The organism is Clostridioides sp. ZZV14-6154, assembly GCF_020657785.1.
Classification (GTDB): Bacteria; Bacillota; Clostridia; order Peptostreptococcales; family Peptostreptococcaceae; genus Clostridioides.
Window position 1 is genome coordinate 40,703 of the sequence record NZ_JAGWCY010000006.1, and the last position, 18,666, is coordinate 59,368.

Consider the following 18,666-nt stretch of genomic DNA (forward strand, 5'->3'; position numbering starts at 1 on the left):
TTTATTCTACTATGATAGAGTATTTTTGTCAATAAATAATAAAATTATTTTCAAAATATTTTCATTGTTCACGCTTATTCATTATTTCATTATAAAATATTACTTTAATAGTGGTAATTTTAAAGTTATTTTTAGACCTTGACAATTATCACTTATGATATCTAATTTACCTTTGTGTGCATTTATAATACCTGCTACTATTAAAAGCCCTAGACCATGATTCTGACCTTTAGCATATGCATCACTCAAATTATATTGATGCTTCAATAAATAACTAATTTTATCTTTACTTATACCTTTTCCATCATCTTCAATAGTTATATAGCAAAAATCTAAATCAGACCTTGAAACTACATTTATATTACACCCATGTTGATTGTGAGTTATGCTATTTTGTATCAAATTGCTAATTGCTCTTTTTAATAACTTTTTATCTGCATCTATAATAATATCTTCATCCAATATATTAAGCTCAATATAAAAGTTATTATCCAAATTATTATTTATAAAATCAGAAACAACCTCTCTTAAGAAAGCAGAAACTCTAATTTTACCGCAATCTAATGCTTGCATATTGTATTCTAATTTAGAGACTAAGTTAAGGTCGCTTACTAATTCCCTAATCTTAATACCTTGATTACATATAATATATACTTGCTCATGTTCTCTTTGAGAAAGATTTTTACTTTCCTCAAGCTCTCCAGCATATCCTATTATCATTGAAAGTGGTGTTCTTATATCATGAGATATTCCTGCAATCCAATTAGACCTAGCTTCTTCTCTTTTTCTAAGCTTTGCATTTTTTTCCTGTAATTCTCTAGATACAGAGTTAATAGATTTTGAAATATCACTAAGTATCCCCTTTTCTTGAAGAAGTACTGGCTCGCCCTTTGAAATAAGCTTCATCCCTGTAATAATTGGCTTTATAGATTTTATCATTTTTAATCCTATAAATAAAGCTATTAAAAAAGTAATCATTGCATTAAGCAAAAGCATAATTAATATTAACCTTGGAAATTGGTCTATTTCATTAATAGTATAAGTAAGGTTAAACCTTGTGTACTTGTCTTTGGGATATCCTGTAACTAGAAGCCCATCAGGATGCTCCCATACATACACAGGATAGTCTTTTAAAAAAAATTTTGAAAACTTAGCTACATCCGTTAAAGTATAATGCTTTGGTATTTCGTTTGGTAAATCATACTCCCATATTCTGTCCCCATTATCATCAATTAGCATTGCCCAAGCTTGATTTTTGTGTAACACCTCTTTACTAGATTCATCCAAGACAAACTTACCATCCTTTAAAGTTAACTTTTCTTCAAGCATCATTAAATTTGCTTTAGTTTCTCCACTATTGCTTGTATCTGATTCGCCAGAGTATGGGTATACAAAAGTTACATATGAAAATATCAAAAATCCTGCTATGTTTAAGATAATTAGAAATAATGAAATCAAGATACTTGAACCTATAAATCGTCTTAATATATACTTTACACTATCCAAAATTAAATCCCTCCTCTTGAAATCTTCATATGGCATAAATCAATTAATAATTAACTTATATCCAAGCCCTCTTACTGTAAGAAGATGCTTAGGAGAAGATGGAGCTTCTTCTATCTTTTCTCTAACTCTCCTAACATGTACCATAAGAGTATTTTCATACCCATACATGTCATCCCCCCATATAGCTTGACATAGTGCATCACTAGTAACAATTCGCCCTTTATTTTCATAAAGCTTTAAAAGCAGGGAATGTTCTTTAGCAGTTAAAGATATTTCTTGTCCATCTTTTTTCACACATGCAGTATTTAAATTTACAACAACATAATCTCCTAGTTTAAATACTGGCAACTCATCTTCCTTCATAGGAATATATACACGATTTAATATACCTACTAACCTTAAAGTAAGTTCTTTAGGTAAAAATGGCTTTACTATATAATCATCAGCCCCTAAACCTAGACCAATCAATCTATCTTCATCCTCTCCTCTTGCAGAAAGAAAAATAACTGGTATCTTAGACGTTTCTCTAATTTTTCTCATAATAGAAAAGCCATCTCCATCTGGCAACACTACATCTAAAATTGCACAGTCTGGTTTTATATTTTTAAATACTCTCACAGCTTCTTCATAACTAGATGCTAGAAAAATTCTATTAAATCCCTCTTTTCTTAAGATTTCATCTATCATTTTTAATAATTCTTTATGGTCATCAACCACAAGTATTTTTTTATCCTTTATTGTTTCCATAATCATCACCCTTCCTAAGTATATCATATACCCATTTTTATAACTTTACCTCAATAGACTATTTAAGGTTATTGTAAGGTAAACTTCAGCTAGCTGAAATGTAAGTGCTTTATTGTATTAATATAAGCTACAAACAATGCTATATGTAAGTCATAAAAATTCATACTAAATTATAGAAAAGAGGATAAAACATATGGAAATGATAATTAAGACAAACAGACTTTCAAAAGAATACAATAAAATATTTAGAGTAAAAGACTTAGACCTTAGAGTCCCAAAAGGAGCTGTATATGGCTTTTTAGGTCCTAATGGTGCTGGTAAATCCACTACTCTTAAAATGCTACTTGGACTTGCAAAGCCTACACAAGGAAATATTAGTATTTTAGGCAAAGAATTAAACGATAAAAACAGGATATCAATCTTAAATGACATTGGCTCATTGATAGAATCTCCATCATACTATGGACATTTGACAGGACTTGAAAATATGACTATTATGCAAAGACTTTTAGATTTACCTAAAAAAAATATACATGAAGCCTTAAAAATAGTAAGACTAGAAAATCAAAAGAATAAGAAGGTCAGTCAATATTCACTAGGTATGAAACAACGTCTTGGTATTGCCATGGCAATAATGAAGTTTCCTAAATTATTGATACTTGATGAGCCTACAAATGGACTTGACCCAGCTGGAATTGAAGAGATTAGAGAACTAATAAAATCTCTTCCAGAAAAATATGGTATGACAGTTCTTATTTCCAGTCATCTTCTAGGTGAAATTGACCAAATCGCCACATCAATAGGAATAATAAATCATGGCGAACTTGTTTTTCAAGATAGTATAAAAGAACTTCATGATAAAGGTCAAAGTCATATTGCTATTAAAACACAAAATCCAATATCTGCTCAAAAACTTTTAAATACACAAGGATATATGTCACTTATACAAGATGGATATTTAACTATTGAGAATTTAAAAGATACGGATGTAGCTAAAGTAAATAACATACTTGTACATTCAAATATGGATGTGTTTAGAATAGAAGAACATAAAAAGAGCTTAGAGGATATATTCCTTGAACTTACTGGCAAGGCGGTGACTTTATAATGAAATATCTTAGTTTAGAATTCTATAAGATTAAAAGAAAGAAAATTATTTTGATGACATTTTTATTTGTAGCTGTTGAGATAATGTGGTGTATCATGAATTCAAACAGAGCTCTTACAAAAAATCCAGACATGCTAAGTGGATTTGAATATTCATACATGATTATGAGTTTTACAAGTTTAAACGGATTATTTTTTCCTATTTTAATATCAATAATTACTTCACGAATAAGCGATATAGAGCATAAAGGAGATACATGGAAACTTTTAAAAGCTTCTGCTACACCCTTAAATAGTATTTATTTTTCTAAATTTTTATGCTCAACTATTTTAATATCAGTATCTATACTCTTACAAATATTAGCTATTTTAGGTTTTGCATCTTTTAAGGACTTTATCGAACCATTTTCCATGTCCTTAATTATCAAATATACCTTAGGCACAATACTTGTTAGTATAGCTATAATAGCACTGCACCAATGGGTTGCAACTGTATTCCAAAATCAAATGCTTGCTGTTACGCTTGGTATGTTAGGTAGCTTTATAGGTTTAACATCAGGATTATTTTTTCAAGGTATTCGTAGATTATTTATATGGTCTTATTACATAGAATTAACGCCTCTAAATTATGCCTATGACACTGCCCTTGGTTCATCAGTTTACAAAGTAAATATGAATTTTTCAATGACTGTTTTAATCTTCTTTGTTGGAATGTTAATTTATTATATTGGAAAAAATCATTTATTAAATAAGGAAATATAGGAGGGATTTAAATGTTAAGAAAATCAGTTCTGGGAGAAATCCTAAAGTTAAAAAATTCTTTTATATGGTATATATTATTGTCTTTGCCACTTATAAGTGTGCTAATTGGTTCTGGAAACTTTTATCTAAATCAAGGTGTCCTTAAGAAAGAATGGTATAGCTTGTGGACTCAAGTTAGTCTATTTTATGGTGAGTTTTTCTTTCCTATATTAATAGCAATCTTTTGTGCCTATGTTTGTAGACTTGAACATATGAATCATAATTGGAATAATGTAATGACACTTCCAATCAATTTAAAAAATATTTTTTTATCTAAGCTTATAGTTATTTCAATACTTACAGCTATTACTCAAATTGTTTTTGTTATTTTTTACATAGTTGCTGGAAATATGATTGGATTTTCCCAAAGTGTACCTAATGAACTTGCTGGCTGGATTGTTAAGGGTTGGATTATTTCCATTTCAATAGCTTCTATACAACTATACCTATCTATAAAGATTAGAAGTTTTGCTACTCCTATTGGTATCAGTCTTTGCCTTTCTCTATTTGGAATGGGCTTACTAGTAGCACAACCTTCTATTGGAATATTTTTCCCATACTCTATGTTAGGAAGTGCTATGGGTATTATAAAGCAATCTGCTTTAAATGTTAACGATACTATAGTTACAATATGTGTTGCATTTGCTACTACTATAATATTTTCTGAAATCGCTAAGAGAAACTTTAGAAAAAATGATGTTATATCTTAATATTATAATAAAAGTATATATGACAAGATGGCGTCACCCTTTTGTATTATAATAAATAAAGTATATATGATAAGTAATTCAAATATATTATTTATAATCTTTAAAAAAAGAAATTATGGAACAAACATGGGAAATCGATACTTACTTCTAAAAATTCACCTATTTTTAGTATCTACTCTTCCCTTGTTTATTAATATAAAATATAATATGTATAAATGAAATTCAATCTAATAATATGACTGAAAACAAATTACTAAATTGGTAAATAATTGTAAATAAAAAGAAGGAGAAGAAGAAAAGATTATTTATATTTTATACGAATTGTAAAAGAGCAAAGTTATAATAAAAGATGATAAAACTAGTGATAAGACTATAGTACATTGCTATTTTATTTTCTAGAATTAGCCTTAATCCACAGGAGGATAAATTAAAATGATAATTAGACAAGAAAAAGCCAGTGACAAAAATAAAGTATATGAAGTTGTTAAGTCTGCATTTGCAAATGAAGACTCTTCTGACCATGATGAACAAAACCTTGTTAATCGATTAAGAAATAGTACTAGCTTTGTTCCAGAACTTTCACTTGTAGCTGAAGACGATGGAAATATAGTTGGGCATATTCTATTTACAGAAATAAAGGTTAAAAATGATGTACTACTTGCACTAGCACCAATAGCAGTTTCTCCTAATGTTCAAGGTAAAAAAATAGGTTCAAAGTTAATTGAAGAAGGACATAAAATTGCAAAGTCAAAAGGATATAAAGGTTGTGTAGTTTTAGGTCATGACAAATATTATCCTAAGTTTGGCTATCAAGTGGCAAGTAAGTTTAATATAAAAGCTCCATTTGAAGTACCAGATGAAAATTTTATGGCTATAGAACTACTAGACAATGGGTTGAAAGAAGTATCTGGTGTTGTAGAATATGCAAAGGAGTTTTTTGAACAGTAGTTATAAATTATGATTAGTAATTTTGTTGAATATTCAAGAGATAAGGAGTGATATGATGGGTGAACTTTCTAAATTGCCAAATATAGGTCCTGTAGTTGAGGGTCAATTAAACCAAGTTGGAATCACAAACTATGAACAGTTAAAGGAAATAGGTAGCAAACAGGCATGGTTAAAAATAAAATCTATTGATGCTTCTGCATGTATTAACCGTCTATATTCATTAGAAGCTGCAATTCAAGGCATCAGAAAAAGTCAATTATCTTCAGATGAAAAGGAAGAATTAAAAGAATTTTATAATATATTTAAGTGTTAGAAAAGGAGTGTTTATATGTTTGAATCAAGATGTGGTGTACTCTGTAATAGTTGTACAAGAAAAGAGAAAGTAAATTGTAAAGGATGTACTCAAATGAAAGGCCCATTTTGGGGTGGTGAATGTAAGGTTAAGACTTGCTGTGAAAGCAAAGAACTTAACCATTGTGGAGAATGTGATACTTTCCCTTGTGATATGCTTTCAAATATGGGAAAAGACCAAGGTTTTGACCCTACAATAAAGATTGAACAATGCAGAAAGTGGCTAAATGAAGAAAAAGCTTTAAATGATTCTCTTAATTAATCTAATTCATGGATTGAAATACATATTATTTTAAGATACATATGATGAGTGATGTATTATAAAAGAGCTAAGTAAATAGTTTTAATTATTACTCAAAACTGATATTTAGCTCCTTTATATCTTATATTTAACTCTTTCATAATCACTCTTTAGCCTTTTATAATTATTCTTTAATTCTCTATAGTTATCTTTTAGTCTTTCATAGTTATTTCTAGCTCTTTCATAATTATCTTTTAGTCTTTCCAATAATTGTATGCCTTTTAATAAAATAAATTAATTGCTTTTAATCTAAGTAATACCAGACACTTTATCATTTAATCAATATTTACTTTCCCATAAAAATGGTCATAGAAAATCAATTCTTTATACTTCACTTTTTGCCTGTTTTTTGGTATGATTATTATGTTAAGAAAATTAATATAATTTAGTATTATCAAATTAAATTAGTTTACATTTTCCTAAAAAGTTTATTTAAACACCTTATATGACGTCTATTAAAAACCTATCTTTCCTTTTAAAATTTTTAGCTTAAAATAGGAGGTAAATATTGTGCATAATAAACTTTTGTCAATTACCCAATTAGCAAAACTTAGAAATCTTACAAGTGAAACACTAAGATATTACGACAGAATAAATCTTATAAAACCTAACTATGTAGACCCTAATACTAAATATAGATATTACTCTATCCTTCAATACGAAGAGTTAGGAACTGTAAAAGAATTAAGACAATTAGGAATGTGTATCAATGATATTACAAGTTATTTTAATGACAGAAATTTCCAAAAATCTATTGAAATTTTTGAAAAATACCAAGAAACACTTCACTCAGAAATCAGAGAAAAAATAGAACTTGAAAAGGTATTAAATAAAAAAGTTGAATTTTTAAAACAACTAAATTCTCTATCTCCAGTAAATACAATTACAGAGCTTACACTTCCAGATAGATATATGATTACCTTTGATAAACCAACTGGTGGACCTCATGAATTAGCTCTTGCTGTAACTGAATTAGAATCTCATTTAAATGAGATTGCTCCAATTGTTGCAAGCGATAGAGTGGGTGCTTATGGTAATGATTCGATTTTAGACGAATCGCAAGATTATATTCCTCTATCTCCATTTATATTCGTAGAAGACAACGATGTACAGTCCTCTTTAAAAAAGCTTGTTCCAGGTGGATTATATCTTTCTATGTATTATGATGGTGATGAACTTGAAAGATACCATCCGTCTTTTGATTTTATAAAAGAGTATATGAGTGAACACAACCTATGCCTTAATGGTGATATTTATCAGATATTTAAAATAGATGTGACTCTTACTAGTTACTTAAATGAAACGCTTATGGAAATTCAAGTTCCAGTAAAAAAAATATAGTCTATTACATAAAGGCTATGATTGTTAGCTTACCATAGCCTTTTTACTTACTTTTCTCCATAGTCTTTTTACTTACTTTTGTGATTCCCAATCTGCTGGGTATGTTACATATATAAACCTAGCATAATTAGGTACTGAAAACTTTATACTACTTCCTTTTGGTATAAGTATTAGCTCCCCTTCAGATGCTGTTATCTTTCTGCCATCTATTAATATGTCTAAAGTTCCTTCTATTATATAGTCTACTTCATCATAATTTAATGTCCAATCGAAAGTTGTTTCTTTCATTTCCATAATTCCACAACCTAATCTTGGACTTTCTTCTAAGGTAAATAAATCTTTTGTATAAACTATATCATTTGGATTGCCAGTATCTAATCTATTACTTTCATCTACCTTTACTCTTGGTAATCTTATAGAAGTTATTCCACTTATATCTTTGTGTCTATCAAAATCCACATTATTTTTAGAACCATTTAAATTTTCTTCTATTATTTGTCTAACTAATACTTCCAATATATCTTTATCTAACGTACTTATATCCATCTCTTATTACCTCCTTAACTCTTATATTAAACTCTATAGCATCAATACTTTTACTCATCTGTTACTCATCCGCAAATTCAAGAGAATCGACTATTCCAACTATAGTTGCATCTATTGGAACACTCTGTCTTTCTATTGAAGTTCTGGCAGCAGAGCCTCTCGTTATAAGGACTAAATCTCCATTCCCTGCCCCTGCATTATCTGCAGCTACTAAAAAGCCTTCTTTATATGTATCTTTAGCATTTAATAGTTTCACAACTAAGAATTTTTGTCCATTTAACTTTTCATCTTTTCTTGTTGCCCATACATTACCAACTATTTTTCCTATCTCCATAAGTCTCCTCCACTATATTCTTTTTACTGTTATATTATGTATTCTTATAAAATCCATAGCTAATGGAGTTATTATACTATTTTGACTTACGATAATATCCTTAGTTCCATTTATCATAGGCTTTCTCAAATCAGACTCCGATATAAGCCTTTTATGCGTCAAATCTATGCTAAACTTATCATCTATTTTTACTTTTTCTTCATTCAATATTTCTTTTTTAAACTTTTCCTCACTAAATGCTATTTCATTAAACGCTACTTCACTTAATGTTATCTCATTTAAATCCTTTATAATCTTTACTCCATATTTACAAATACCATCTTCATACGCTCTGTATTTATTGTATAGTGTTTTAGGTGCAGTGTCTTTATAGAGTTTGTATTCTATTCCTCCATCTAACACATATACTTTCTTACCTTTCATAAGCATTTTTAATAGAAATCTTTCTTCATTTGAAAAACTATTTCCTAATGCTAAATTGCAAATACCTCTCATACAAAGTTTTGATACTATTACTACATCACAATCTTTTGTATCATTATCAAATATTTCTATATTAAACTTATCACTTAATAAATCAAATTTACTTTTATCATTTTCATATAATATAACTAATTTTTTTCTATTTTCATTTTCTATACAACCAATATTCGTAATATTTATTTTTTTGTAAAGTTCTTCTACTATAATCTCTATAAGATTGTTATAATCCATAAGCTTTCCTTTCTAGGTGTATAGCTATCTCTTTATTATCTTTGCAATACTTCCTTTTGAAAATGCGCATGCATTTGCCTCATCGTAATCTATGTGCATATAAGTTTTAAACTTATCACTAACTCTAACAACTACATCATCAAATATTAAAGGTCTTTTTCCAAATACTTTAACTTCAACTATCTCATTGTCTACCACATTAAATTTTTTGGCATCTTCTATCGACATATGTATATGTCTTTTTGCTACCATAAGACCTTTTTGAAGTTCAATTTCCCTTTTTTCTGTAGCTATTTTAATACCTAAGGTATTTTCTAAATCTCCACTTTGCTTTATTGGTGGCTTCAATCCTAATATAGAACCATCTGTTAAAGATATTTCTACTTGTGTTTCCTTTCTACAAGGTCCAAGAACTACAACATTTTTTAATGTACTTTTTGGTCCAATTATTGTAACTCTTTCTTTACAAGCATATTGACCTGGTTGAGATAAATCTTTTAATTTTGTTAATGTATATCCTTTGCCAAATAGTTTTTCTACATCTTCTTCACTTAAATGTACATGTCTTCCTGATGCTTCAACTTCTATAAATACTTCTTTTTTAACTCTACTTACTACTTCTTGTACTATTTCATTTAATAGGTTTTCCATAAATATCCCCCAACTACTGGTATTGTCCAGTTCTTATTTTATAAATCATAATCCAGAACACTGATGACAATCTATTAAGAGCTTTTATTAAATCTTCTCTCTCAACTTCTCCATATTCACCTTTAAACGCTTCATATGCACAGAGTTCAGCTTCCCTAGTACTAGTTCTTATACTATTTATAAGTACTACTTCTTCACCCATTTTATAAGTTGGAAATTCATGACCTATACCAAAATATTTTTTAGGATTATGAGATTGTTCTCTCAACTCTTTTTCAGATAGACCTAAAAGCTTAAAGCTATCTAATTTTTCTTCTAACACTTCACATCTCATTATCTTCCTTATAAACTCTAATATTTCTTGTAACTCATTTACTAATTTTCCCAGACCTTTTTTGTTACATAAAACTTGAACCTCTAGTATTTTTGATTCTAATGAGTCTATTTTGCCTCTTAAAATTATCCTCTTATGGTCTTTAAATACTAATATATTTCCATTTAAATGAGTCATATGTTCTGGCTTTTCATTTAACTTAGCTCCAAATACAGTTTTGTATTTATAAGATTCTTCTTTTACAGTTTCTTTTATGACTTCCTTATTTTCATTGTTTGTATTTGAAATATTATCAATATATTTTATTTCAATTTTTTTTTCAGCTAAATAAGACTTTGCTAAAGGAGTTATAATCTGACCTTTTTCAATGTAATATTCAGTTATATTCCCTTTGTTTTCGCGCATTTCTTTTCTTATTTGATTTTCTGTTAAAACACTCATTTTATCACATCTCCTATTAGATGTATAAAAGGGGACTCCTCAAAATATATTGACATCCCCTTTTTATCAAATTTAAATTTTATTTACTATATAACCTATTAGTCAACATTTACTTTTGGTAATATAGCATCTACTTCAAAGTGTGGTCTTGGTATAACATGAACAGATATTAAATCTCCAACTCTCTCAGCAGCAGAAGCACCTGCATCTGTAGCAGCTTTAACAGCTCCAACATCACCTCTCACCATTACTGTAACTAAACCTCCACCTACTTGCTCTTTTCCAACTAATTGAACATTGGCAGCCTTAACCATTGCGTCTGCTGCTTCTATTGCTCCTACTAATCCTTTAGTTTCTATCATCCCTAATGCGTTTGCGTTTGCCATAATTCTTACCTCCAAAATTTTATATTAATATTTTTTAAAATTATTTTAGTTTTTTAAAATCTAACATAGCTCTAAAGCTATCTTTTTTACTAATACATTTATTAGCTCTTCTCTATCCATAGAGTCAAATATTGATTTTTCTACTTTAGAATTTGTGCCTCTAAGTTCTTCTATTTCTTTAACTCCATAAGCTATTTTCTTTATATTTAATAAATCTAATGGTCCTACATTATTTGAAGTTGAACTTCCACCTATAGCTCCACACCCTAGTGTTAAGGCAGGTGATAAGTTTGTTGCTCCTCCTATTCCTCCAAGTGCAGATGGTGCATTTACTATTATTCTTGATACTGGCATATTAAGTGCAAATTTCTTTACAAGTTCCTCATCATTAGCATGCATTGAGAATGTGTGACCAGCACCTTCGTTTAAAAGTATCTCTCTAGATTTTTGCATAATAGATTCAATATTTTCCTCTACATAAAATGCAAGTATTGGAGTCAGTTTTTCTCTAGAGTAAGCTACATCATTTCCTACTCTAGATTCTCTTGCTATAAGCACTTTAGCATAACTTGGCACATTACTTAAATTAGCTAATTTAGCAAGTGTTTCTACACTCTTTCCAACTATTTGAGGATTCATTGTTCCATTTGCTCTTAATATAAATTTAGACAGCTTTTCACTTTCCTCTTCATTTAAGAAATAAGCTCCTTGATTTTTCAGTTCATTAACAACTATCTCTTCCATAGATTTTTCTACTATTATAGATTGTTCAGATGCACATATTACACCGTTATCAAAAGTTTTAGAATCTAATATTCTTTTAACTGCTAACTTAATATCTGCACTCTTATCTATAAATGCTGGTCCATTTCCTGGTCCTACACCTATGGCAGGTGTTCCTGATGAATAAGCAGCTCTAACCATAGCTTCTCCACCAGTTGCTAAAATAAGTTTAGTATCTTTATGCTTCATTAATTCATTAGTACCTTTAAGGCTAGGATTAGTTATACCTAATATAATATCCTCTGGACACCCTGCTTTTATAGCTGCCTCACTTATTATTTTTATAGTCTCAAGTATACATTTTTTTGCATTTGGATGTGGTGAGAAAATTATTGAATTTCCTGATTTTATAGAAATCATAGCTTTGTAGATTACTGTTGATGTTGGATTTGTTGATGGTATAAGCCCTGCTACTACTCCTACTGGTGTAGCTATATCAACTGTTTTTTCTTCTTTATTTTCACCTATTATCCCAATAGTCTTCATATCTTTTATGGCTTCATATAACATTTTAGATGCAAATGTATTTTTAACTATTTTATCTTCATATTTTCCAAATCCAGTTTCTTCGTTGGCCATTTTAGCTAATTTAGCGGCATTTTCATATGCTGCATCTGCTATTGACTTAACTATTTTATCTATTTGTTCTTGGCTCATTCTAGAAAGTTTAACTTGAGCTTCTTTAGCCTTTTTTACAAGATTTCTAACTTCTTGTATAGATAATAAATCTTTATCTAAAATTTCCATATCTATTTATCCTCTCTAATCAATTTATCAACTAAATCTACTAGGTCTTCTTTTTTCAAAGAGTTTAATTCTTTATTAGTCAAAGAAGAATTGTATTCTCTAGCTAAATTTTTTAGTTCTTTTACATTCATGTTTAGTAAGTTTCTATTATTAGTAACCCCATCTCTTACTGGTTTTACTTCTTCTAAAGTTTCTATATTTCCATTTTCGTTTTCTTCAACTTTTATATCTTCTCTTAAAGTTTCTATATTTGTATTTTCTTCAATTTTCACATCTTTTTCTAAAGTTTCTGTATTTGTATCTTTATTTTCTTCTATCTTCATATTTTCTTTGATTGGTATTTCGCTAACTTTATTATATTTTTGAGTAGCTCTTTCTTCTTTTTTCAATAAATTATCAGCTACTTCTTTATGTATCCTTGGTATTACATGAGTTGCTCTTAATACTCCAACTTTATTTGCGGCCACTTCTCCAGCTTCTATAGCTGATTTAACTGCTCCTACATCTCCAACTATTGTTAATGTAACTATTCCCGCTCCTACTTTGTCAATGCTAAGTATATTTACACTAGCAGACTTTACACATGCATCACATGCCTCTATTGCAGCAACATATCCTATTACTTCTATTAAACCTACAGCATTCATTTATCTTTAAAACCTTGTTGGGTCATCAGCTACAGATTTAACAGCTTCAGCAAAAGCATCACAAGCTGCTTTACAAGCTGATTGAGACCCTGTAAGCAATGCTCCACCAAAGTTTGTTTCAGTTGGAGGTGCAAATAATTCACATAGACTTACATCTGCTGCTTTTAATGCTGCATCTAGTGCATACATAGCTTCTAAAGGTGGTGCTACTAAATAAGCTATGGCTTCTCCTTCATTGATTCCTGCCACTTTAGAAAGATATGTTCCTGTTCTAGATACGCAGTGAGCATAATATACTATTGAATCATCATCATTTGCACTTATAAAAGTTGATCCATATTCTAGAAAATCAACTACTGCATTTAATCCACTTCTTACTTCAGCTGGGCTTGGTCCTGCTATTATACCTAATACTTCCCCAGCAAGTTTTGTTGAAGCATTTGTAGCTCCTGCATACATTGACTTTGCATATACAACATCAACTTCTGAAGCTTTTGTTGCTTCATCAAGGGCAGTATATGTCACATCATCACAATCAGCAGTTATAAACCCTAAACTTTTATGGTCTGAATTTAATTCTAGCTTTTGTGCAATTTCTGGACTTACGTTTGAAATCATTTTAATTCCCAATATTTTAGGACGAATTATATCATTTTTCATAACTTGTACTCCTTTAAGTTATTATTTTAAATCAATTCCAGAAGCTTTCTTATCTAAAATTGTTTTTATAAGTTCAGCTATATGTGCACCTGCTTCAACAGCAGTAGTTCCACCTTTATGGATGTTTGATACCACTGTTCTCTTAGCTTCTGCTATACCAACTTTAGGCTTGTATGTAAGATATGCTGACATAGATTCTGCTGTAACAAGACCTGGTCTTTCTCCAATTAACACACATACCACTTCACAACCTAACTCTTCACCTAAATGGTCCATAGCCCCAACTCTACAATGTTTAACAAATACAATATCTCCTACTTCAATTCCATACATCTTTAAACCTTGCTTTATAGCCATAATACAATCATTTGAGTTGGCTTCTATAGCAGCTGAACTTAGTCCATCACCTGCCATTATTAATACCTTTTGATTTGTACCTATTTGCGTTTTTATAAAATCTATAGTTTCACTTGAAAATTTTCTTCCAAGGTCTGGTCTAGTTAAAAATTCATCTTTATCCTTACATAAAGTTTCTATTTTTATTAAGTTGCTATTTTCCACAAAATCTTCATCTACGTAAGAGAAAACGGCATCTTGTGCAGCAGCATGGTCTGCTCTAAATCTTAAAACTGTTTCTGTTTTATATCTAGCTCCACATCTACCTATACCTATTCTTGCAGGAGTTTTAGATTTCATATCTAAATAGGCTTCTGCATCCTTAGGATTTTTTACTAATAATTGCTTTTTTAAATCTATTTCCGTTATATCTTCTATGCAAGCATCATCATCTACTGTACTTTTATTTACTTTGTCCACTGTATTTTCAACAACTTCATTTATAACACTAGAATCGATTTGACCAGCCATTTGATTTACTAACTGCTCTACTAATGCTTTTAAATCTTTTTCATTCATACTTAAGACCTCCTACCCTAATAATATTGATGCATCTCCAGCTTTTTCTGTTAATTTACCATCTTTAGAGAAGCCCATTTGTTCCATCCAAGCATCAAACTCTTTTATTCCTGTAAGTCCAAACATTTCTCTAAGTGATGCTGTCTCGTGGTATCCTGTAGTTTGGTAGTTAAGCATTACATCATCTCCATGAGGTATTCCCATAAAATATGTACATCCAGCTGTAGTTAATAATATGGCTAAATTTTCCATATCGTTTTGGTCTGCTTTCATATGGTTTGTATAGCAAACATCAACACCCATTGGTAATCCATGTAATTTACCCATAAAGTGGTCTTCTAGTCCTGCCCTCATTACTTCCTTTGCATCATATAGATATTCTGGTCCTATAAATCCAACTACTGTGTTTACTAAAAACGGCTCAAACTTTTTAGCAAATCCATAACATCTAGCTTCCATAGTAACTTGGTCTATTCCATGATGTGCTTCTGAAGAAAGCTCCGAACCTTGCCCTGTTTCAAAATACATTACATTTGGACCAGTAGCTGTCCCATGCTTTAAAGCTAAATTTCTTGCTTCTTCAATCGTTGCTGAATTGAATCCAAAAGCTTCGTTTCCTTTCTCAGAACCAGCTATCGATTGGAATATTAAATCTGTTGGAGCTCCATTTCTTATAGCTTCCATTTGTGTCGTAACATGAGCTAACACACAAGTTTGAGTAGGTATTTTATATTTTTGTTTTACTTCCTCAAATCTCTTTAGTACTTTAGTTACACTTTCAACTGAATCATCAACTGGGTTTAATCCAAGTACGGCATCACCTATTCCAAAAGTCAATCCTTCTAGAAGTGAGGCAAGTATCCCATCTGGGTCATCTGTTGGATGGTTTGGTTGAAGTCTAGCTGATAGAGTACCTTCTTCGCCTATTGTTGTATTACAATGAGCTGTAACTTTAATTTTTTTGGCTGCATAAACTAAGTCCATATTTGACATTAGCTTTGCAACTGCTGCTGTCATTTCTGAAGTTAATCCTCTTGATATTCTTTTTATATCTAAACTACTTGTTTCACTATCTAATAGCCACTCTCTAAGTTCTGAAACAGTCCAGTCCTTTATTTCACTATAAACTTTTTCATTTACACCATCTTGAATTATTCTTGTGACCTCATCTTCATCATAAGGAACTGCGGGATTGTTTCTTATATCCTCTAATTTTATATGAGATAAAACTACTTTCGCTGCAACTCTCTCTTCGGCACTTTGAGCTGCAAGACCAGCTAGCTTATCACCAGACTTTTCTTCATTTGCTTTTGCCATTACGTCATATAGCCCTTTGAACTGATAAGTACGCCCAAATAATTTTGTCTTTAAAATCATCTCCTTACCCCCTTTTTTAATTAAAAACTAATGTCTTTATTACTACAGGTAACACTTTACCTTCAGCTATTGGCTTTCCAATATCTATGTAGTCTCCATTTTCAACCTTAATACTATCTATACAAATAATATCTTTTTTGTAATCTAAAACTGCACAAATAGATTGTCCTAGTACTTTTGCCATGTCATTTTCTATAATTACTACAAATGGCAAGTCATTTTCTATAATTTCTTTCATACCACTTACTAATCCACGTGCATACTCTTGTATTTCTAAAAAGCTTGGATTCTTGCTTCCTTCTATAGCTATAACAATTTTTTGTAAGTCATTTTCTAACTTAAACCAATTTAACTTATTTTTTATACTTTCACTTAATGCCTTTTCATCGCTAGTTTCTTCTTCTCTTGATAGTTTTAAAACAGGTAGATTTTTAAGTGGAAAATCCTCACTTGTATAAGTTATAGTACTTCCACTTACTTCAGTCGTATGAGAACCAGCACCTACTACTGTAGCTCTAATAGTCTCTAATGGAGTTATTACATTTATTTTTTTTAGTTCCTCACAATTTTTTATTGCTTGCCCTAATAAAATACCTAAGTCTCCATATTTAAAATATTCATCTATGTTTTTATCATAGTAGATGTAATCAGCGACCCCACCAGAAAAAGATATGTTCTCTATCTTTTCACTTAAATTTATAGATTTATTGGTTACTATAAACTCAAATAGACTTGTTTTCTTTTTTATTCCTATACTTTGTAGTATTAAATCAACCATTATATCTATTATTGGCTTTGTGTTTTCTATAGTTGCTATAGTTCCTATTTGAAGACCTAAATTATAATCTTTTATGATTTTTTCTATCTTAGGTGATATATAAGTTATTTTTTTGCTATGCTTGTCTATTTTTATAAGTCTCCCACCTATATCTAGACAACCAGTATCTAAGACTTCACCTCTTTTAAATAAAGCTAAATTACTAGTTCCGCCACCTATATCTAGATTTACAACACTAGTTGAATGATTTTTAGAATAAATATGAGCCCCTGCTCCTTTACCAGATATGATACTTTCTAAATCTGGTCCTGCTGTTGCCACCACAAAGTCTCCTGCAAATCCACTTAAATTATGAAGTACATAATTTGCATTTTCTTTTCTAGCTGTTTCACCAGTTATAATAACTGCACCTGTATGTATGTCTTCTTTAGATATATTTGCTTTTTTATATTCACTATCAACTATGTTTTTTATTTCATTTCCATTTATCTCATTGTTGGAGATAAGAGGTGTAAAGTATATTTCACTTTTATATACAATTTCTTTGTCTATTATACTTATCCTAGGTACTGAAAAACTAGATGCAGTGTTTTCAACTATCAATTTAGAAAATATTAGTTGAGTAGTACTTGTCCCAATATCTATCCCAACACTTAATAACTCTTCTCTCATTTTCTCACCTCATAATTTAAAAGCATTTCTTAAACAAAGAAGTTAGATTGTTCTATAGACTATCAATATTTTTCTTCCAATGACCTTATCTCATTTAAATATTCAAATAACTCATCTATACCTACATCATCTATTGTGTCTACTTTAAATATTTTATTGACTCCTGCTAAAGTTAATCTTTCTATTCCTAAATCTATTTGATTTTTATCTAATTTATTTATCTTAGTCATAATGCCTATAGTTTCTTTACAAAATATACTTGCAAAGCCTGGTGCCATATAATTTTCTTCTTGAGTTGCATCATAAACTATAGCCACTACTTTAGCATCTACAGCTGTAGTTATTAAAGCGTTATACAATGCTCTATTTTCCATATATTCACCTGGGGTATCTATTGCATTTTTATAAATTTCTATTGACTGTGTTTTCTTATATCGAATCTCTAGTTCATCTAGTTTTTGGCAAAGAGTAGTCTTTCCACTACTTGTTTTTCCCATAAAAATTATATTTTTCATTTTATGTCCTCGTTATCTTAGTTGATGAAAAATTCAACATCTCACCTAACACTTCTAATACTTCATTTAATGCAGATTCTACAGAACTTACATCTCCAGATATTACTAAAGACCCACTAAATCTATCTATAAATCCAAGCGATATATCTGATGATTTTGTTGCCACATCTGCTGCTATTATTGAAGCTTCACTCGGCGTTATTGTAAGAATACCGATTGCATCTTTTCTATCTAGTATTAATCCTAACTTTTTGTATATATCCTCATTTGGATTAGCTATTATATGAGCAAGTGTTACTTGCTTTCCTGGAACATATTCTTGTATAATTCTTTGTTTAGTTTCTTCGCTCAATT

24 protein-coding genes are annotated in these 18,666 nt (G+C 30.0%); 7 read left to right on the forward strand and 17 right to left on the reverse strand.

What is annotated here, in order from left to right; all coding sequences use genetic code 11:
* Nucleotides 1-99: 99 nt before the first annotated feature.
* Together KGF45_RS13130 and KGF45_RS13135 are read right to left on the reverse strand one after the other, a co-directional pair.
* Nucleotides 100-1,506 carry a sensor histidine kinase gene (locus tag KGF45_RS13130; protein WP_227842712.1) on the reverse strand — a complete coding sequence of 469 codons (1,407 nt, stop codon included), beginning with the start codon at nt 1,504-1,506 and terminating at the stop codon, nt 100-102.
* Nucleotides 1,507-1,545: 39 nt separating this feature from the next.
* Nucleotides 1,546-2,253, reverse strand: coding sequence for a response regulator transcription factor (locus tag KGF45_RS13135; protein ID WP_227828713.1), 708 nt, complete (start codon nt 2,251-2,253; stop codon nt 1,546-1,548).
* A gap of 193 nt (nt 2,254-2,446) precedes the next feature.
* Here KGF45_RS13135 and KGF45_RS13140 point away from each other — a divergent pair, with 193 nt between their 5' ends.
* The 6 genes from KGF45_RS13140 (at nt 2,447) to KGF45_RS13165 (ending at nt 6,432) form a co-directional block, all read left to right on the forward strand.
* Complete coding sequence (locus KGF45_RS13140; protein ID WP_227828714.1) at nt 2,447-3,361, forward strand: ABC transporter ATP-binding protein; 915 nt, start codon at nt 2,447-2,449, stop codon at nt 3,359-3,361.
* Complete coding sequence (locus KGF45_RS13145; RefSeq protein WP_227828715.1) at nt 3,361-4,122, forward strand: ABC transporter permease; 762 nt, start codon at nt 3,361-3,363, stop codon at nt 4,120-4,122. Before KGF45_RS13140 ends, KGF45_RS13145 begins: the two co-directional genes overlap by 1 nt.
* Before the next feature lie 11 nt (nt 4,123-4,133).
* Nucleotides 4,134-4,871: an ABC transporter permease gene (locus KGF45_RS13150; protein ID WP_227828716.1), complete on the forward strand. Its 738-nt coding sequence runs from the start codon at nt 4,134-4,136 to the stop codon at nt 4,869-4,871.
* Nucleotides 4,872-5,303: 432 nt separating this feature from the next.
* Nucleotides 5,304-5,819 (forward strand): GNAT family N-acetyltransferase, encoded by a 516-nt coding sequence (locus tag KGF45_RS13155; RefSeq protein WP_255618322.1) that lies wholly within the window; start codon nt 5,304-5,306, stop codon nt 5,817-5,819.
* Nucleotides 5,820-5,874: 55 nt separating this feature from the next.
* Nucleotides 5,875-6,132, forward strand: a complete 258-nt coding sequence (locus tag KGF45_RS13160; RefSeq protein ID WP_227828717.1) for a TfoX/Sxy family protein — start codon at nt 5,875-5,877, stop codon at nt 6,130-6,132.
* Between the two features lie 15 nt (nt 6,133-6,147).
* Nucleotides 6,148-6,432, forward strand: coding sequence for a DUF3795 domain-containing protein (locus tag KGF45_RS13165; protein ID WP_227828718.1), 285 nt, complete (start codon nt 6,148-6,150; stop codon nt 6,430-6,432).
* A 114-nt stretch (nt 6,433-6,546) separates the two neighbouring features.
* Here KGF45_RS13165 and KGF45_RS20155 read toward each other — a convergent pair whose 3' ends face one another.
* Entirely contained in the window at nt 6,547-6,678 is a 132-nt protein-coding gene (locus KGF45_RS20155; RefSeq protein ID WP_255287817.1) for a hypothetical protein, read from the reverse strand.
* A gap of 303 nt (nt 6,679-6,981) precedes the next feature.
* Between KGF45_RS20155 and KGF45_RS13170 the strand changes: the two genes are divergently transcribed.
* A complete protein-coding gene (locus KGF45_RS13170; protein ID WP_227842713.1) occupies nt 6,982-7,812 on the forward strand; it encodes a MerR family transcriptional regulator in 831 nt (276 codons plus the stop codon).
* Nucleotides 7,813-7,884: 72 nt separating this feature from the next.
* Here the strand turns inward: KGF45_RS13170 and KGF45_RS13175 are convergent, their stop codons facing one another.
* From KGF45_RS13175 to eutS, 14 genes are all read right to left on the reverse strand, one after another.
* Entirely contained in the window at nt 7,885-8,358 is a 474-nt protein-coding gene (locus KGF45_RS13175; protein WP_227828720.1) for a cupin domain-containing protein, read from the reverse strand.
* Nucleotides 8,359-8,419: 61 nt separating this feature from the next.
* Nucleotides 8,420-8,692, reverse strand: a complete 273-nt coding sequence (locus KGF45_RS13180) for a EutN/CcmL family microcompartment protein (RefSeq protein WP_227824686.1) — start codon at nt 8,690-8,692, stop codon at nt 8,420-8,422.
* Nucleotides 8,693-8,704: 12 nt separating this feature from the next.
* Complete coding sequence (locus tag KGF45_RS13185) at nt 8,705-9,406, reverse strand: TIGR02536 family ethanolamine utilization protein (RefSeq protein WP_227828721.1); 702 nt, start codon at nt 9,404-9,406, stop codon at nt 8,705-8,707.
* Nucleotides 9,407-9,430: 24 nt separating this feature from the next.
* Entirely contained in the window at nt 9,431-10,057 is a 627-nt protein-coding gene (gene eutD / locus KGF45_RS13190; RefSeq protein WP_227828722.1) for an ethanolamine utilization phosphate acetyltransferase EutD, read from the reverse strand.
* A gap of 13 nt (nt 10,058-10,070) precedes the next feature.
* A complete protein-coding gene (locus KGF45_RS13195; RefSeq protein WP_227842714.1) occupies nt 10,071-10,832 on the reverse strand; it encodes a cobalamin adenosyltransferase in 762 nt (253 codons plus the stop codon).
* Between the two features lie 98 nt (nt 10,833-10,930).
* Nucleotides 10,931-11,218 (reverse strand): BMC domain-containing protein, encoded by a 288-nt coding sequence (locus KGF45_RS13200; protein WP_227828724.1) that lies wholly within the window; start codon nt 11,216-11,218, stop codon nt 10,931-10,933.
* 60 nt (nt 11,219-11,278) lie between these two features.
* Entirely contained in the window at nt 11,279-12,748 is a 1,470-nt protein-coding gene (locus KGF45_RS13205) for an acetaldehyde dehydrogenase (acetylating) (protein ID WP_227828725.1), read from the reverse strand.
* Nucleotides 12,749-12,750: 2 nt separating this feature from the next.
* On the reverse strand, nt 12,751-13,395 hold the full coding sequence (locus tag KGF45_RS20295; protein ID WP_285891647.1) for a BMC domain-containing protein: 645 nt from the start codon (nt 13,393-13,395) through the stop codon (nt 12,751-12,753).
* Nucleotides 13,396-13,401: 6 nt separating this feature from the next.
* Nucleotides 13,402-14,055: an ethanolamine utilization microcompartment protein EutL gene (eutL, locus tag KGF45_RS13215; protein WP_227828726.1), complete on the reverse strand. Its 654-nt coding sequence runs from the start codon at nt 14,053-14,055 to the stop codon at nt 13,402-13,404.
* 21 nt (nt 14,056-14,076) lie between these two features.
* A complete protein-coding gene (eutC, locus tag KGF45_RS13220) occupies nt 14,077-14,970 on the reverse strand; it encodes an ethanolamine ammonia-lyase subunit EutC (protein WP_227828727.1) in 894 nt (297 codons plus the stop codon).
* A gap of 12 nt (nt 14,971-14,982) precedes the next feature.
* Nucleotides 14,983-16,347 carry an ethanolamine ammonia-lyase subunit EutB gene (locus KGF45_RS13225; RefSeq protein WP_227828728.1) on the reverse strand — a complete coding sequence of 455 codons (1,365 nt, stop codon included), beginning with the start codon at nt 16,345-16,347 and terminating at the stop codon, nt 14,983-14,985.
* A 16-nt stretch (nt 16,348-16,363) separates the two neighbouring features.
* Complete coding sequence (gene eutA, locus KGF45_RS13230; protein WP_227839199.1) at nt 16,364-17,797, reverse strand: ethanolamine ammonia-lyase reactivating factor EutA; 1,434 nt, start codon at nt 17,795-17,797, stop codon at nt 16,364-16,366.
* A 62-nt stretch (nt 17,798-17,859) separates the two neighbouring features.
* On the reverse strand, nt 17,860-18,312 hold the full coding sequence (locus tag KGF45_RS13235; protein ID WP_227828730.1) for a EutP/PduV family microcompartment system protein: 453 nt from the start codon (nt 18,310-18,312) through the stop codon (nt 17,860-17,862).
* 1 nt (nt 18,313) lies between these two features.
* A complete protein-coding gene (gene eutS, locus KGF45_RS13240) occupies nt 18,314-18,664 on the reverse strand; it encodes an ethanolamine utilization microcompartment protein EutS (protein ID WP_227828731.1) in 351 nt (116 codons plus the stop codon).
* Nucleotides 18,665-18,666 lie beyond the last annotated feature (2 nt).

Excerpts from the sequence above, each read along its gene's own strand:
- KGF45_RS13135 (WP_227828713.1), bottom strand. The coding sequence starts at position 2,253 with ATGGAAACAATAAAGGATAAAAAAATACTTGTGGTTGATGACCATAAA.
- KGF45_RS13140 (WP_227828714.1), top strand. The coding sequence starts at position 2,447 with ATGGAAATGATAATTAAGACAAACAGACTTTCAAAAGAATACAATAAA.
- KGF45_RS13145 (WP_227828715.1), top strand. The coding sequence starts at position 3,361 with ATGAAATATCTTAGTTTAGAATTCTATAAGATTAAAAGAAAGAAAATT.
- KGF45_RS13150 (WP_227828716.1), top strand. The coding sequence starts at position 4,134 with ATGTTAAGAAAATCAGTTCTGGGAGAAATCCTAAAGTTAAAAAATTCT.
- KGF45_RS13155 (WP_255618322.1), top strand. The coding sequence starts at position 5,304 with ATGATAATTAGACAAGAAAAAGCCAGTGACAAAAATAAAGTATATGAA.
- KGF45_RS13160 (WP_227828717.1), top strand. The coding sequence starts at position 5,875 with ATGGGTGAACTTTCTAAATTGCCAAATATAGGTCCTGTAGTTGAGGGT.
- KGF45_RS13165 (WP_227828718.1), top strand. The coding sequence starts at position 6,148 with ATGTTTGAATCAAGATGTGGTGTACTCTGTAATAGTTGTACAAGAAAA.
- KGF45_RS13175 (WP_227828720.1), bottom strand. The coding sequence starts at position 8,358 with ATGGATATAAGTACGTTAGATAAAGATATATTGGAAGTATTAGTTAGA.
- KGF45_RS13180 (WP_227824686.1), bottom strand. The coding sequence starts at position 8,692 with ATGGAGATAGGAAAAATAGTTGGTAATGTATGGGCAACAAGAAAAGAT.
- KGF45_RS13185 (WP_227828721.1), bottom strand. The coding sequence starts at position 9,406 with ATGGATTATAACAATCTTATAGAGATTATAGTAGAAGAACTTTACAAA.
- eutD (WP_227828722.1), bottom strand. The coding sequence starts at position 10,057 with ATGGAAAACCTATTAAATGAAATAGTACAAGAAGTAGTAAGTAGAGTT.
- KGF45_RS13195 (WP_227842714.1), bottom strand. The coding sequence starts at position 10,832 with ATGAGTGTTTTAACAGAAAATCAAATAAGAAAAGAAATGCGCGAAAAC.
- KGF45_RS13200 (WP_227828724.1), bottom strand. The coding sequence starts at position 11,218 with ATGGCAAACGCAAACGCATTAGGGATGATAGAAACTAAAGGATTAGTA.
- KGF45_RS13205 (WP_227828725.1), bottom strand. The coding sequence starts at position 12,748 with ATGGAAATTTTAGATAAAGATTTATTATCTATACAAGAAGTTAGAAAT.
- KGF45_RS20295 (WP_285891647.1), bottom strand. The coding sequence starts at position 13,395 with ATGAATGCTGTAGGTTTAATAGAAGTAATAGGATATGTTGCTGCAATA.
- eutL (WP_227828726.1), bottom strand. The coding sequence starts at position 14,055 with ATGAAAAATGATATAATTCGTCCTAAAATATTGGGAATTAAAATGATT.
- eutC (WP_227828727.1), bottom strand. The coding sequence starts at position 14,970 with ATGAATGAAAAAGATTTAAAAGCATTAGTAGAGCAGTTAGTAAATCAA.
- KGF45_RS13225 (WP_227828728.1), bottom strand. The coding sequence starts at position 16,347 with ATGATTTTAAAGACAAAATTATTTGGGCGTACTTATCAGTTCAAAGGG.
- eutA (WP_227839199.1), bottom strand. The coding sequence starts at position 17,797 with ATGAGAGAAGAGTTATTAAGTGTTGGGATAGATATTGGGACAAGTACT.
- KGF45_RS13235 (WP_227828730.1), bottom strand. The coding sequence starts at position 18,312 with ATGAAAAATATAATTTTTATGGGAAAAACAAGTAGTGGAAAGACTACT.